Origin of the sequence: Pontibacillus sp. HMF3514, assembly GCF_009858175.1 — a bacterium.
Taxonomy (GTDB): Bacteria; Bacillota; Bacilli; order Bacillales; family BH030062; genus Pontibacillus.
In genome coordinates, this window is the sequence record NZ_CP047393.1 from 1,911,930 (window position 1) to 1,926,142 (window position 14,213).

The following is a 14,213-nucleotide window of genomic DNA, read 5'->3' on the forward strand; positions in this document are numbered from 1 at the left end:
CATTCAAGGAGGTAAACCATGATAGAATTTCAGTCGGTAAGCAAGACGTTCCCCGACGGAACAGAAGCTGTTAAAGATCTAAATTTAACGGTAAATAAAGGGGAACTACTTACACTTATTGGACCTAGTGGTTGCGGGAAAACCACGTCTATGAAAATGATTAATCGCCTCATCGAACCTACATCAGGGAACATTATTATTAATGATAAAGATATACGAGAATATAAAATCGATGAACTTCGGTGGAATATCGGATATGTCCTTCAAGAGATTGCATTATTTCCCCACATGACGATTGAAGAAAACATCGCAATCGTTCCAGAGATGAAGAAGTGGAAAAAGAATAAACTTTCCAAACGTATTGAAGATCTTATGGATATGGTTGGCTTAGAACCTAATACATATAAAAAACGTAAGCCGAGCGAATTATCAGGAGGTCAGCAGCAACGTGTAGGTGTGATCAGAGCTTTAGCCGCAGACCCGGACATTATACTAATGGACGAGCCCTTTTCAGCGCTTGATCCTATAAGCCGCGAACAGCTGCAGCAAGATATTCAACAATTGCAACAAGAAATCCAAAAGACCATTGTCTTTGTAACCCACGATATTGATGAAGCACTTGCGTTAGGAGACCGTGTTTGCTTAATGAAAGATGGTCAGATTGAGCAATTATCTACTCCACAAGAACTTATTCTTAATCCTCAAACAGACTTTGTAAAAAGCTTCGTGGGTGAACGAAAATCTCCATGGCAAACAGCAGTTGATGTTATGGTAGACAGAAGTCAAGCACATGTTGTACAAGAGTCAGAAGTGAATACATTGAGTAGTGAGGACTCAACGCTTTATATGATTGTAGATAACAAGAATGGGTATAAAGGTGCTATTCAAAATGGAAAGAAATTAGATCTTAGAGCACTTCCAAATGCAATGCATCTAAGTAAAGCAACTGAAGAATTTGAAAATCAAGATGTCACCGTGCTTCCTGTTGTAAAAGAGAATGAGTTTATTGGAACGTTATCTTATAAAGACATTGTTCAGTATCTACAGAAACAAACCACGATGGAAAACGGGGTGATTCAACAATGAGTAAATTCATGTCCGTTTTCGAAAGTCGACAAGATGAATTAATGCAGTTAATTTGGGAGCATTTGCAGTTATCTTTAATTGCTCTTTTACTTGCTATTCTTATCGCGGTACCACTAGGGCTTGCCCTTACGCGTACCAAACGATTGGCAGAGCCCATCATTGGTGTAACGGCTGTATTACAGACCATACCAAGCTTAGCGATTTTAGCCTTTTTAATCCCTATACCAGCCATAGGTACAGGAACAGATAATGCTATTATTGCTCTTACTCTTTATGCATTACTTCCAATCCTTCGTAACACATATACAGGTATAAAAGAGGTAGATCCTGCTTTAAAAGAAGCGGCTGAAGGAATGGGAATGAGCTCTTTACGACGTTTATCTCGTATAGAGCTACCAATAGCAATGCCTGTGATCATAGCTGGTATTCGTACTTCTATGGTATTAATTGTGGGGACAGCTACAATAGCGGCATTAATCGGAGCAGGTGGATTAGGTAACTTAATTCTTTTAGGAATTAATCGAGGAGCAGAAGTGAACCTGATATTATTAGGTGCAATACCAGCTGCTTTATTAGCCATTTTCTTAGATGTGATTCTTCGAGGATATGAAAAAGTGGCGGAACGTGCAAAATCAGGATTTAAATCCTTGCTCATTTTTATCATTATTGCAGCACTTATTGTTGCAACACCATTTGTAATTGATACACAAGGAGCAGAAGAAGTACAAGAGACAGACCTTGTTATAGGAGCCAAGCTTGGTGCAGAACCTGAGATTTTAATCAATATGTACAAACTTCTTATTGAGGAAGAAACAGAGCTAAATGTTGAGTTGAAGCCTCGATTTGGTAAGACAGCATTTGTGTTCAATGCATTGAAAGTTGGAGATATTGATATTTATCCTGAATTTACGGGTACTGCTCTTGTAACCCTTTTAGAGCAACAAGCAAACAGTAATAAGAGAATTGATGTATATCAACAAGCGAAAGAAGGTATGCAGCAACAATTTAATATGGCTTTCCTTGAACCAATGCAATATAACAACACGTATGCAGTAGCTGTACAACAAGATTATGCAAAAGAAAATAATTTGAAATCCATTGGTGATCTGAAAAATATCGAAAATCAAGTTACAGCTGGATTTACACTTGAGTTTATTGATCGTGAGGACGGGTATAAAGGTATGCAAAAGCTCTATAATTTGGATTTAGCTAATGTGAAATCCATGGAACCTGGTGTACGTCAAAAAGCGATCACTAGTGGGGAGGTAGATGTCATTGATGCATATGCCACAGCCGGTTATATGATCGAATATAACTTGAATGTACTTGAAGATCCTAAAAATCTATTCCCTCCATATCAAGGCGCACCATTAATGCGTCAAGAAACATTAGATAAATATCCTGAAATAGAGAGCATTTTAAATCAACTTGGTGGCAAAATAACGAAAGAACAAATGCAGAAAATGAATCACAAAGTTGATTTCCAAAACAAAGACCCTGAAGATGTTGCGAGAAATTACTTACAGGGTGAGGGCTTGATTGACTAAAGGAGGATGCGTCATGGGAATCAAAAATCCAGGCAAACAAGAAATGAAGGAAATTTTATTAAATGCTAAAACTATTGCCGTTGTGGGATTATCCGACAATCCGTCACGTACATCCTATCAAGTATCAAAATCGATGCAGGAAGCGGGCTATAACATCATTCCTGTAAATCCGACTATTGAAGAATCACTTGGTGTGAAGGCAGTAGATTCACTTGATCAAATAGAAGAGCCGATTGACATTGTAAACGTATTCCGTCGCTCTGAATATTTACCTGAGATTGCAAAAGAAGCATTTGAAGTGGATCCAAAAGCATTCTGGGCACAGCTAGGTGTTGAGCATGAGGATGCTTACGAATATTTAACGCAACGTGGTGTGACAACGATTATGGATACATGTATCAAAGTTGTCCATTCTGCTACGTTAGGCGTATAAAACAATTGTTAAAGAAATCCCTGTCAAGGCAGGGATTTTTTTATTTGATGTATAAGTTATAATAGGATATCGATGCGTGAATAACTGTGGGGAAAACACCTAAATGTTATTCTTTGCAAATAGGCCTTTCATAAGCTGCTTTCAACTTACCTATTTGCTAAAGAAGAAAAAAAAGGCTAAAATAAGATACAGGCTCAAGGGAGGAGCCCTTATTTACAAAAACGAACATTCGTTCTAATATTGTAAAAAGGGCATTGAAAGGAGTACAAATAGATTGGTTACGAATTCGACACAATACAATGATGATTCAATTCAAGTTTTAGAGGGGTTAGAAGCTGTACGTAAACGACCTGGTATGTACATTGGTAGTACAGACCATCGTGGCTTGCATCACCTCGTTTATGAAATTGTAGATAACGCAGTAGACGAAGCGTTAGCTGGTTTTGGCGAGCGTATTACGGTAACAATACATAAAGATCACAGTATTTCTGTGCGTGATGAAGGACGTGGTATGCCTACAGGGATGCATAGTTTAGGGAAACCCACCCCTGAAGTCATACTAACCGTGCTTCACGCTGGAGGTAAGTTTGGACAAGGTGGATATAAAACATCTGGAGGTCTGCATGGTGTAGGTGCTTCCGTTGTGAACGCTCTATCAGAATGGTTAGAGGTAACCATCTACCGCGATGGGCAAACTTATTATCAACGTTTTGAAAATGGTGGTAAGGCGGTAACTTCGTTAGAACGAAAAGGAAATACGAGAAAAAGTGGAACATTAATTCAATTCAAACCAGATCCAGAAATGTTCTCAACAACGACTTATCATTTCGAAACCTTATCTGAACGTCTACGTGAAGCGGCTTTCTTATTAAAGGGACTCGAGATCGTATTAGTTGATAAGCGTCATGACATGGAAGAAAGCTATAAATATCCAGATGGTTTAGAATCATTTGTTTCCTACCTGAACGAAGAAAAAGATACCCTTCATCCTGTAGTTGCTTTTGAAGGAGAAACTGAAAACATTGAAGTAGACTTTGCTTTTCAATTTAACGATGGATACGCTGAAAACATGCTTTCGTTCGTAAACAACGTACGAACAAAAGATGGAGGCACACACGAATCTGGTGCTAAAACCGCTATTACGAGAAGCTTTAATGACCATGCGCGTAAAACAGGTCTTCTAAAAGAAAAAGATAAAAACCTTGATGGAAATGATATTCGAGAAGGGTTCACGGCTGTTGTGTCCGTGCGAATTCCTGAGGAAAAGCTCCAGTTTGAAGGTCAAACGAAAAGTAAACTAGGTACATCTGAAGCTCGTTCGGCAGTAGATTCAATTGTTTCTGAAAAACTTTCTTATTTCTTAGAAGAGAACCCTGATTCAGCTACGATGCTGATTAAAAAAGCGATTAAAGCAAAAGAAGCACGTGAAGCAGCAAGAAAAGCACGTGAAGATGCACGCTCAGGCAAGAAAAAGAAACGAAAAGAAACCATGCTAAGCGGAAAGTTAACACCTGCACAATCCAAGAACCCGCAAAAGAATGAATTGTATCTTGTTGAGGGTGACTCAGCTGGAGGATCAGCTAAACAGGGAAGAGATCGTCGTTTCCAAGCTGTATTACCGCTCCGAGGTAAAGTTATCAATACTGAAAAAGCAAAGCTTCAAGATATCTTGAAAAATGAGGAGATATCAACAATCATTCATACAATTGGAGCTGGAGTTGGTGCAGACTTCAATTTAGAAGATGTACAGTATGATAAGATCATCATTATGACAGATGCGGATACGGATGGAGCTCACATTCAAGTTCTTTTATTAACGTTCTTTTATCGATATATGCAAGAACTAATAAAAGAAGGAAAAGTCTATATCGCTTTACCACCGCTTTATAAAGTTTCAAAAGGTAAAGGCAAAAAAGAACAAATCAAATATGCATGGGAAGAAGATGAGCTTCAGGAAATTCTTAAGGAGTTTAAGAATGGCTATACCATTCAACGTTACAAAGGTTTAGGCGAGATGAATGCCGAACAACTTTGGAAAACCACTATGAGCCCAGAAACGCGTACATTGATTCGAGTGACAGTTGATGATATGGCGCAAGCAGAGCGAAGAGTAACAACCCTTATGGGTGGAAAAGTTGAGCCACGACGTAAGTGGATTGAATCCCATGTTGCCTTTGGACTTGAGGAACAAACAAATATACTAGAGAACGACAAGCTACAATCGTAAGAGGGGGATATACTTTTGGCTGAAACAGAAAAATATATGGATCTGCCTTTAGAAGAAGTATTAGGCGATCGTTTTGGACGTTATAGTAAATATATTATTCAAGACCGTGCTCTTCCTGATGTAAGAGACGGTCTTAAACCTGTACAACGCAGAATTCTTTATGCAATGGATCAGGAACGAAATACACATGATAAACCTTACCGTAAATCTGCTAAAACTGTTGGTACGGTGATTGGTAACTATCACCCCCACGGTGATACATCCGTATATGATGCCATGGTCCGTCTAAGTCAGGATTGGAAGGTACGTAATGGTTTAGTAGAAATGCACGGAAACAATGGTAGTGTCGATGGAGATCCCCCGGCTGCCATGCGTTATACTGAAGCAAGACTTTCGAGTATTTCATCACAACTACTTCGAGATATTGATAAAGAGACCGTAGATTTTATTCCAAACTTTGATGATACGATCCAAGAACCTGTAGTACTTCCCGCAAAGTTTCCAAACCTTTTAGTAAATGGCTCTACGGGTATTTCAGCAGGTTATGCGACTGAGATTCCACCTCATAACCTTGAGGAAGTCATTGATGCTGTTATCATGAAAATTGATAAACCTAATGTAACGGTTGATGACTTAATGACAGCGATAAAGGGACCTGATTTTCCAACAGGCGGTATTATCCAAGGTGTTGAAGGAATTAAGCAAGCTTATGAAACAGGTAAAGGTAAAATATTCGTTCGTGCACGTGCCGCAATTGAAGATATAAAAGGGAATCGACAGCAAATTGTCATTGACGAGATTCCATTTGAAGTCAATAAAGCGACGCTAGTAAAGAAAATGGACGAGTTACGCCTAGATAAAAAAGTAGAAGGCATTGCAGAAGTGCGTGATGAAACAGATCGCACAGGCCTTCGAATCGTAGTTGAACTTAAGAAAAATGCTGATAGTGAAGGCGTACTAAACTTTTTATATAAAGCTACGGATTTACAGATTAATTACAACTTCAATATGGTAGCCATTCAGGATAAAACACCTAAGCTGTTAAGTCTTCAATCTATTTTAGACTCTTATATTTCACACCAGCGTGAAGTTGTTACACGTCAATCTCAACATGATTTACGTAAAGCGAAAGAACGTGCTCATATTGTTGAAGGTCTTATGAAGGCTATATCCATTTTGGATGATGTTATTTCTACAATCCGAGCTTCTAAAGACAAGCAAGATGCGAAGAAACAAATTATGAATGCCTTTGGTTTTACAGATGCTCAAGCAGAAGCTATTGTAAATCTTCAATTGTATCGTTTAACGAACACAGACATTACATCTCTTGAAAAAGAGTCTGAAGAGTTAAAGCAAAAGATTGAGGAGCTTGAAACCATCTTAAATAATGAAAATAAGCTTCTAAACGTAATCAAGAAAGATCTTCGCTCAATTAAAAAGCAGTACTCAACATCTCGTAAAACCAAGATTGAAGAGAAAGTGGAAGAACTTAAGATTAATTTAGAGGTTACAGTACCTAGTGAAGATGTATTGGTTTCGGTAACGAAGGAAGGGTACACAAAACGCACGAGTCTTCGTTCATATGCAGCCTCAAATGGAGCAGACTTCGCTATGAAGGATGGAGACCATTTACTAGGCTTATTTGAAATCAATACAACCGATACACTTCTTTTATTCACGAACAAAGGAAATTACTTATTCTTACCGGTTCACGAGCTGCCAGATATCCGTTGGAAGGATCTCGGACAGCATGTAGCAAATATCATAACGATTGATAAAGATGAGCATCTCATCCGTGCTATTCCTATTCGTGATTTCTCTGAAGAGAAGTACCTTATGTTTGTAACGAAAAATGGTATGATTAAACGAAGCGAGTTAGGTTTATATCAAGCACAACGCTACTCCAAGCCTCTAGTAGGGATAAACATCAAGGGTGAAGACGAGCTGGTTGATGTTCATATAACAGATGGCCACTGTGATGTATTCCTTGCTTCCAATAAGGGGTATGGATTGTGGTATCACGAATCTGAAGTTAAACCGATTGGTCAACGAGCTGCAGGTGTGAAAGCTATGCAATTGAAAGATGATGAGTGGGTCGTAGGTGGAAAAGTGTTTGGTGATTTAACAGATCCATCTCTTGTATTAATTACACAGCGTGGAGCAGTAAAACGAATGAAATTGAAGGAGTTCGAAAAGTCTTCTCGAGCGAAGAAAGGCGTAGTCATGCTCAGAGAGTTGAAACGAAATCCTCACCGTGTCGCAGGCATAGAAATTGTTCATGATGAAGATATACTTTATTTTGAAACAGAAAGCGGTACAGTAGATGAATTTATGCCACTTAAGCTAAAACCAAGCGATCGTTACAGTAATGGATCGTTTGTGATTGATACAGATGAAACAGGTGAAGTCATCAAGCTTTGGAAAGCAAAAGATTATGAGAAAGTATTTGATGATGGAGAAGATGGAGATTCACAATAATATAATTATGTAAACTAAAAAGCCCAGAGCCTAACATTATGCTCTGGGCTGAATTTATAATTAGAAATCGTACGTTAGGCATGATGTACTTTCTAAAGAATTAAAAAGTAAACGTATCCATTACATCCTGCGTATAGGCAGAATAATCAAATTGATTCGCAATGCTATGAATTGGATAATCTTCCTTTTCTTTGATTTGTCGGAAATCCGCAATACTCTGACCAAAAGCGACCCCTTCATCTGTAACCACTTTTACTGGAGCTTTTTGATAAATAACCTCATTCCCATTCATCATAGCCCAGAAAGGTAGTAAATCATGAATAGGTACACCTTGGATTGGTACAGAAGATTTTTTCTGGTAAAAAGCAAAATAGTGTTCAAACATAGGGGATAAAATATTTCCTATAGCTTCGTTTTTGCAGTTTTCCCCCATATATTTAATCATAGATTTTGTTAATATTGCCTGACTTGTAACATTTAAAGGGAAAATCTTTACGTTGTCTGCTAATGTAAGTACCAGGTTTGCTGCATAGGGATCTCCGTAAATATTTGCTTCCGCAACAGGAGTCACATTACCAGGATAAAAGAAGGCACCACCCATAATATAGATATCGTTTACCAGGTCACTAACGTCAGGATAAACAACAAATAAAGTAGCTAATGAAGATAATCGACCTATATTAACGATGGTTATATCATTTTTGTTCTCTAAGATTAAATCAATTGCTTTTTCATAATTGTCGATGGTAAAGTCTTTAATGGACTGTGTATCAGGCTCCCATGGACCAAGGCCATATTCTCCGTGAATTTCAGGAAAGTATTCTGGATAAACCCCAGTATAAGGGTGGTAAGCACCTTGAATTATAGAAAGTTTCCCTTCAGCTTGTGTGAGTGCTCGAAGGAATAAAGCATTTTGTTCAGCATTTTTCCTCGGGATATTACCATACCCTGTAACAACACCAACTACTTCTATATCTTCTTTGAAATTTGCGTAGAGTAAAGCAAAAACATCATCTACTCCAAAATCTCCAAAAAACAACACCTTTTTAGGCATACACAACCTCCTTTGACCAAAGACGTATGATCATAGTCTATTTACAATTCATTTCCAATATACATCATCTTCTTAAATTACTACAAGAAGCCTAATATTTCACCAATACTTAGTAGTAACTCCGAATATAAAAAAAGAAATGCAAAAAACATTTAATCATACAGCTTATAGTCCAATAAATCTATATTTTAATGAATCATTTGTATTTTCAGAAATTTATGATAAAATTATCTACAAATTGGTGAAAGCGCTGTCACATGATGAGGAGATGATGTATGACGGATCTAAAAGAACGAATCATTCAATCATCCTTAGAGTTATTTGAAAAACATGGATACCATGGTGTATCTATTAATCAAATTGTAGAGCACTGTGGAGCATCTAAAGGAGGCTTTTATCACTATTTTCACTCTAAAGATGAACTCTTGTATGTGATACATGATACGTTTATTACATATGTATTAGAGAAAGCCAATCAAGCAAAACAAACCTACAACAATCCAACTGAGAAATTACAAGCCATCATAGAATCCTTTGTAAAAGTATTTGACTTATACAAACCACACATTTCTGTATTCTACCAAGAAAGCACATATCTAAAACCTGACTATGAAGAACTGATTAAAAAGAAACGAGATCAATTTAAGCAAAACATTTTTGAGGTACTACAAGAAGGGCAAGACAAAGGAGAATTCCGTTCTATACTACCAGTCGAAATAACTGGTATGGCTGTGCTAGGCATGGTGAACTGGACGTATAAATGGTATCGAAAAAATGGAGAGAAAGATATTGAGGAAATCTCTCATGTTTTTGTCGATTTAATTCTTCATTCCGTCCTTACTGGAGAAACCTTACAACAAGATCGTTATAATGATTTCTTTCTTCAAACAAAAATGAATAGCTAGGAAGTATTTTTTATTTGGTTAGCACCGACCAACCAGTCGGTATCTACAATATAAAGGGGAGAAACGATATGGATTTTTCTTTAACAAAAGAACAAGAAATGACAAGAAAGATGGTACGAGATTTTGCTCAGGAGAAGATTGCTCCACGTGCTGTAGAAATGGATATTAACTCTGAATTTCCAAAGGATATTTTCGATGAGATGGGTAAATTAGGTCTTTTAGGTATTCCGTTCCCTGAAGAATATGGAGGCTCTGGTGGAGACACTGTAACATACGCCCTTGCAGTTGAAGAAATTGGACGCGTTTGTGGGGGTACAGGGCTTAGCTACGCTGCAGCTGTTTCACTAGGTTCTAGCCCTATTTACTACTTTGGTACTGAGGAACAAAAACAAGAATGGTTAGTTCCGCTAGCAAAAGGTGAAGGTCTAGCCGCATTCGGCTTAACAGAACCAAACGCTGGGTCGGACGCAGGTGGAACACAAACAAAGGCCGTTCTTGACGGAGATGAATACGTCATTAATGGCGAAAAGTGTTGGATCACAAATGCTGAATACTCCCGTTCCATTACCGTTACTGCAGTAACAGGGAAGAATGAAAAAGGTAAAAACATCATCTCAGCATTTATCGTTCCTAAAGATACACCAGGGCTAACCATAACCAGTAATTATGACAAGATGGGTGTTCGTGCATCGAATACTTGTGAAATTATTTTGGAGGATGTTCGGGTTCCAAAAGAGAATATTTTAGGAGACGAGAAAAAAGGCTTTAATCAGTTTCTTTACACATTGGATGGAGGACGTATCTCAATTGGTGCGCTAGCCGTTGGTATTGCTCAAGCATCTCTTGATAAAGCACTCGCTTATGCTAAAGAACGTAAGCAATTCGGTAAAACCATTTCAAATTTCCAGGCCATTCAATTCAAGCTTGCGGATATGGCAATGGAAGTAGAACTCGCTCGCAATATGGTACTAAAAGCTGCATGGTTAAAAGATCAAGGAAAGAATTTTTCTAAAGAATCTGCATATGCGAAGTTGTTCGCTTCTGAAACCGCTTTCCGATCAGCAAACCAGGCGATTCAAATTCATGGTGGTTATGGCTACATGCGTGAATATGAAGTTGAGCGCTACCTTAGAGATGCTAAACTACTTGAAATTGGTGAAGGTACATCAGAAATTCAACGCCTTGTGATTAGCCGCCAACTAGGTTGCTAGATTTAATGCTCGTTATTTAAAAGTCCATTTTATAAGATTCCTTAGGAGGGTGCCGATGTCACTGTTACAGTTAACCGTTGGAGAGTTATTGGAAGAGAAAGTGCGTTTATATCCAGATCAAGAAGCGTTTGTCTATCCAGAACTAGGGTTACGTAAGACGTATCAGGAATTTGATGACATGGTCAATGAAGCTGCAAAAGGATTTATGGCTTTAGGAATTGAAAAAGGAGAGCATGTAGCGATTTGGTCAGATAACAAACCTGAATGGCTAATCTCTCAATTTGCAACAGGGAAAATGGGTGCCGTATTGGTCACTGTAAATACCAACTATCAGGCAAAAGAACTTGAATATCTATTAAAGCAATCTGATGCTACAACGCTAATTTTAGCTGAAAGTTTTAAACAAACCTCATACATAGAGGTTCTTCGTGAAGTTTGCCCTGAAATTGATTCCCATGATAAAGGGAAACTTGAAGTTCAAAATCTACCGTACTTAAAGAATATTATCGTATTGAGCGATGAGGAATACGAAAACATGTATTCCTGGCAAGAAGTCATGGATCAAGGTGAAACAATAAGTGATGACCAGCTTAAGCAACGTCATCAAGAATTGAATTATAAAGACGTCATTAATATGCAATATACCTCTGGAACAACTGGGTTTCCTAAAGGAGTTATGCTTTCCCATTACAACATTGTTAATAATGGAAATCAGGTTGCAGATTGCATGGAGCTTACGAACGAAGACCGCTTATGTATTCCAGTTCCATTCTTCCATTGTTTCGGGTGTGTATTAGGTACGATGGCTGCAGTTTCTAAAGGAGCAACAATGGTCATCCTTGAACAGTTTGACCCAGAAAAAGTGCTTCATGCTGTTGAACAAGAAAAGTGCACAGGATTACATGGTGTACCTACCATGTTTATTGCAGAACTAAATCATCCTGAATTCAAAGAAAACGGCTATCAACATCTGCGAACGGGTATTATGGCAGGATCTACTTGCCCGATGGAAGTTATGAAAAACGTCATAAATAAAATGGGTGCTGAGGAGATCACGATTGCTTATGGACAGACTGAATCTTCTCCAGTCATTACACAAACTCGGACTGACGATCCAATAGAGTTACGAGTTAGTTCAGTCGGTAAAGCCCATCCACATGTAGAGGTGAAAGTTATTGATCCGGCTACTAACGAGGAGGTACCTACGGGAACTCCTGGTGAACTTTGTACAAGAGGTTACCTTGTTATGGAAGGGTATTATAAAAATAAAGAAGCTACTTACACAGCCATTGATGAAGAAGGCTGGCTTCATACAGGTGACATCGCAACGATGGATGAACAAGGTTATATTGAAATCACAGGTCGTATGAAAGATATGGTTATTCGTGGAGGGGAAAACATTTACCCTCGAGAAGTAGAAGAGTTTTTGTATCAGCATGAGGATATTTTAGATGTTCAAGTCGTAGGCGTTCCTGATGAAAAATATGGGGAAGAACTCATGGCCTGGATCATACCAAAAGAAACTTCTTCAATAACAGAGGAAGATATTTATGCATTTTGTAAAGGACAAATATCCCATCATAAGATCCCTCGCTATGTTCGATTTACGGATGAGTACCCAATGACAGCGAGTGGGAAAATTCAGAAGTTCAAATTACGAGAAGATGCAAAAAATACGATTCAATCAAAATAAGGAGCGTTCGTTATGTTTAACAAGATCTTGATTGCAAATAGAGGTGAAATTGCATCACGTATTATCCGTACTTGCAAAAAACTTGGCATTCAATCTGTAGCAGTGTATTCAGATCCTGATGCTGATAGTCCCTTTGTGAGTGAAGCCGATGAAAGCTATCCTCTTGGAGGTACTCGCGTTCATGAGAGCTATCTAAATATCGATAAGATCCTTGAAATAGCTAAAGAAGCTGAAGTTGAAGCGATTCACCCAGGATATGGTCTTTTAAGTGAGAATGGCGATTTTGCTAACCGAATTGAACAAGAAGGGATCACCTTTATTGGTCCTTCACCTGAGGTTATGTCCAAAATGGGAAGTAAGGTAGAGGCACGTCAAACCATGAAAGAGGCCGGTGTACCTGTAATTCCAGGGACTGAATCCGCTGTAGCTGATGTGGATGAAGCCAAGAAAGCTGCTAAGGATATTGGATATCCTGTCATGCTTAAAGCATCATCTGGCGGTGGTGGCATCGGTATGCAAATCGTTCATAATGATGAGGAATTAGCTAAGGCCTTCGAAAGTAACTCGAAGCGAGCTCAAATGTTTTTCGGTGATGGAACAATGTTCTTAGAAAAGAAAATTGTCGACCCACATCACGTTGAAATTCAGGTGTTAGCTGATCAAGAGGGAAATACAATTCACTTGTTTGAACGTGAGTGCTCCATTCAACGTCGTCATCAAAAAGTTGTTGAAGAAGCACCATCTCCATTCATTTCTCAAGAAACTCGAAACAAAATGGGAAATGCAGCTGTTAAAGCAGCTAAAGCTATTGGTTACAAAAACGCTGGAACGATTGAGTTTCTAGTGGACGAAGACCAAAACTTCTATTTCCTTGAAATGAACACTAGGCTCCAGGTTGAGCATCCTGTAACAGAGGAAATTACGGGGTTTGATCTTGTTCATGAACAACTTCGTATTGCTAATGGAGATTCTTTACGCTATAAGCAAGAGGAACTTACCATGCATGGCCACGCTATTGAAGTTCGTGTATATGCTGAGGATCCGAAAACATTCTATCCCGCTCCAGGTCAAATGACAAACTTAGAACTTCCATATGGCGATTCTATTCGTCATGAAGTGGGTGTTCATAAAGAATCAATGGTTTCCCCATTCTATGATCCTATGATCGCAAAGTGTATCACTTGGGCAGAAACTCGAGATGAAGCTATTGAACGCATGATTTATGCACTTGAAAACTATACCATTGAAGGCATCAAGACGAATATTCCGATGCTTCTCGATGTACTAAAACACGATGCATTTAAACGAGGTAATACAAACACACACTTTATTCAGTCTTACTACTTGAAGGAGGAAGCAAAATGATCGAAGTAAAAGCAAACATGGCAGGAAGTGTATGGAAAATTGTCGTTAAAGAAGGGGAAGAAGTAGAGGATGGTCAAGATCTTCTTATTTTAGAATCTATGAAAATGGAAATCCCAATTGCTACTGAAGATGATGGTACTGTGAAAGAATTAAAGGTTAAGGAAGGCGATTTCGTAAACGAAGGAGACGTTGTAGCGATCTTAGAATAGTTTTA

The 14,213-nt window shown here is 38.4% G+C and carries 11 protein-coding genes; 10 read left to right on the plus strand and 1 reads right to left on the minus strand.

Annotation, left to right across the window (positions count from 1 at the left end):
* The first annotated feature begins 18 nt into the window (after nt 1-18).
* The 5 genes from GS400_RS09875 to parC all read left to right on the plus strand — a co-directional run bounded on the left by GS400_RS09875 (nt 19) and on the right by parC (nt 7,771).
* Entirely contained in the window at nt 19-1,086 is a 1,068-nt protein-coding gene (locus GS400_RS09875) for an ABC transporter ATP-binding protein (RefSeq protein WP_160101313.1), read from the plus strand.
* Nucleotides 1,083-2,633: an ABC transporter permease/substrate-binding protein gene (locus tag GS400_RS09880; protein WP_160101315.1), complete on the plus strand. Its 1,551-nt coding sequence runs from the start codon at nt 1,083-1,085 to the stop codon at nt 2,631-2,633. The genes GS400_RS09875 and GS400_RS09880 overlap by 4 nt, the downstream gene beginning before the upstream one ends.
* A 13-nt stretch (nt 2,634-2,646) precedes the next feature.
* Nucleotides 2,647-3,066: a CoA-binding protein gene (locus GS400_RS09885; protein WP_160101317.1), complete on the plus strand. Its 420-nt coding sequence runs from the start codon at nt 2,647-2,649 to the stop codon at nt 3,064-3,066.
* Between the two features lie 274 nt (nt 3,067-3,340).
* On the plus strand, nt 3,341-5,293 hold the full coding sequence (parE, locus tag GS400_RS09890) for a DNA topoisomerase IV subunit B (protein WP_160101319.1): 1,953 nt from the start codon (nt 3,341-3,343) through the stop codon (nt 5,291-5,293).
* A gap of 15 nt (nt 5,294-5,308) precedes the next feature.
* Nucleotides 5,309-7,771, plus strand: coding sequence for a DNA topoisomerase IV subunit A (gene parC / locus GS400_RS09895; protein ID WP_160101321.1), 2,463 nt, complete (start codon nt 5,309-5,311; stop codon nt 7,769-7,771).
* A gap of 100 nt (nt 7,772-7,871) precedes the next feature.
* Here parC and GS400_RS09900 read toward each other — a convergent pair whose 3' ends face one another.
* Nucleotides 7,872-8,825 (minus strand): nucleoside hydrolase, encoded by a 954-nt coding sequence (locus GS400_RS09900; RefSeq protein WP_160101323.1) that lies wholly within the window; start codon nt 8,823-8,825, stop codon nt 7,872-7,874.
* A gap of 275 nt (nt 8,826-9,100) precedes the next feature.
* On the opposite strand from GS400_RS09900, the gene GS400_RS09905 reads away from it, so the two are divergent.
* The 5 genes from GS400_RS09905 (at nt 9,101) to GS400_RS09925 (ending at nt 14,208) form a co-directional block, all read left to right on the plus strand.
* Nucleotides 9,101-9,730: a TetR/AcrR family transcriptional regulator gene (locus GS400_RS09905; protein ID WP_160101325.1), complete on the plus strand. Its 630-nt coding sequence runs from the start codon at nt 9,101-9,103 to the stop codon at nt 9,728-9,730.
* A gap of 68 nt (nt 9,731-9,798) precedes the next feature.
* Nucleotides 9,799-10,941 carry an acyl-CoA dehydrogenase gene (locus tag GS400_RS09910; RefSeq protein WP_160101327.1) on the plus strand — a complete coding sequence of 381 codons (1,143 nt, stop codon included), beginning with the start codon at nt 9,799-9,801 and terminating at the stop codon, nt 10,939-10,941.
* A 55-nt stretch (nt 10,942-10,996) separates the two neighbouring features.
* Nucleotides 10,997-12,634, plus strand: a complete 1,638-nt coding sequence (locus tag GS400_RS09915) for an AMP-binding protein (RefSeq protein ID WP_160101329.1) — start codon at nt 10,997-10,999, stop codon at nt 12,632-12,634.
* Between the two features lie 12 nt (nt 12,635-12,646).
* On the plus strand, nt 12,647-13,999 hold the full coding sequence (locus tag GS400_RS09920) for an acetyl-CoA carboxylase biotin carboxylase subunit (protein ID WP_160101331.1): 1,353 nt from the start codon (nt 12,647-12,649) through the stop codon (nt 13,997-13,999).
* On the plus strand, nt 13,996-14,208 hold the full coding sequence (locus tag GS400_RS09925) for an acetyl-CoA carboxylase biotin carboxyl carrier protein subunit (protein ID WP_160101333.1): 213 nt from the start codon (nt 13,996-13,998) through the stop codon (nt 14,206-14,208). Before GS400_RS09920 ends, GS400_RS09925 begins: the two co-directional genes overlap by 4 nt.
* Nucleotides 14,209-14,213 lie beyond the last annotated feature (5 nt).

Excerpts from the sequence above, each read along its gene's own strand:
- GS400_RS09900 (WP_160101323.1), bottom strand. The coding sequence starts at position 8,825 with ATGCCTAAAAAGGTGTTGTTTTTTGGAGATTTTGGAGTAGATGATGTT.
- GS400_RS09920 (WP_160101331.1), top strand. The coding sequence starts at position 12,647 with ATGTTTAACAAGATCTTGATTGCAAATAGAGGTGAAATTGCATCACGT.
- GS400_RS09925 (WP_160101333.1), top strand. The coding sequence starts at position 13,996 with ATGATCGAAGTAAAAGCAAACATGGCAGGAAGTGTATGGAAAATTGTC.
- GS400_RS09905 (WP_160101325.1), top strand. The coding sequence starts at position 9,101 with ATGACGGATCTAAAAGAACGAATCATTCAATCATCCTTAGAGTTATTT.
- GS400_RS09910 (WP_160101327.1), top strand. The coding sequence starts at position 9,799 with ATGGATTTTTCTTTAACAAAAGAACAAGAAATGACAAGAAAGATGGTA.
- GS400_RS09885 (WP_160101317.1), top strand. The coding sequence starts at position 2,647 with ATGGGAATCAAAAATCCAGGCAAACAAGAAATGAAGGAAATTTTATTA.
- GS400_RS09880 (WP_160101315.1), top strand. The coding sequence starts at position 1,083 with ATGAGTAAATTCATGTCCGTTTTCGAAAGTCGACAAGATGAATTAATG.
- GS400_RS09875 (WP_160101313.1), top strand. The coding sequence starts at position 19 with ATGATAGAATTTCAGTCGGTAAGCAAGACGTTCCCCGACGGAACAGAA.
- GS400_RS09915 (WP_160101329.1), top strand. The coding sequence starts at position 10,997 with ATGTCACTGTTACAGTTAACCGTTGGAGAGTTATTGGAAGAGAAAGTG.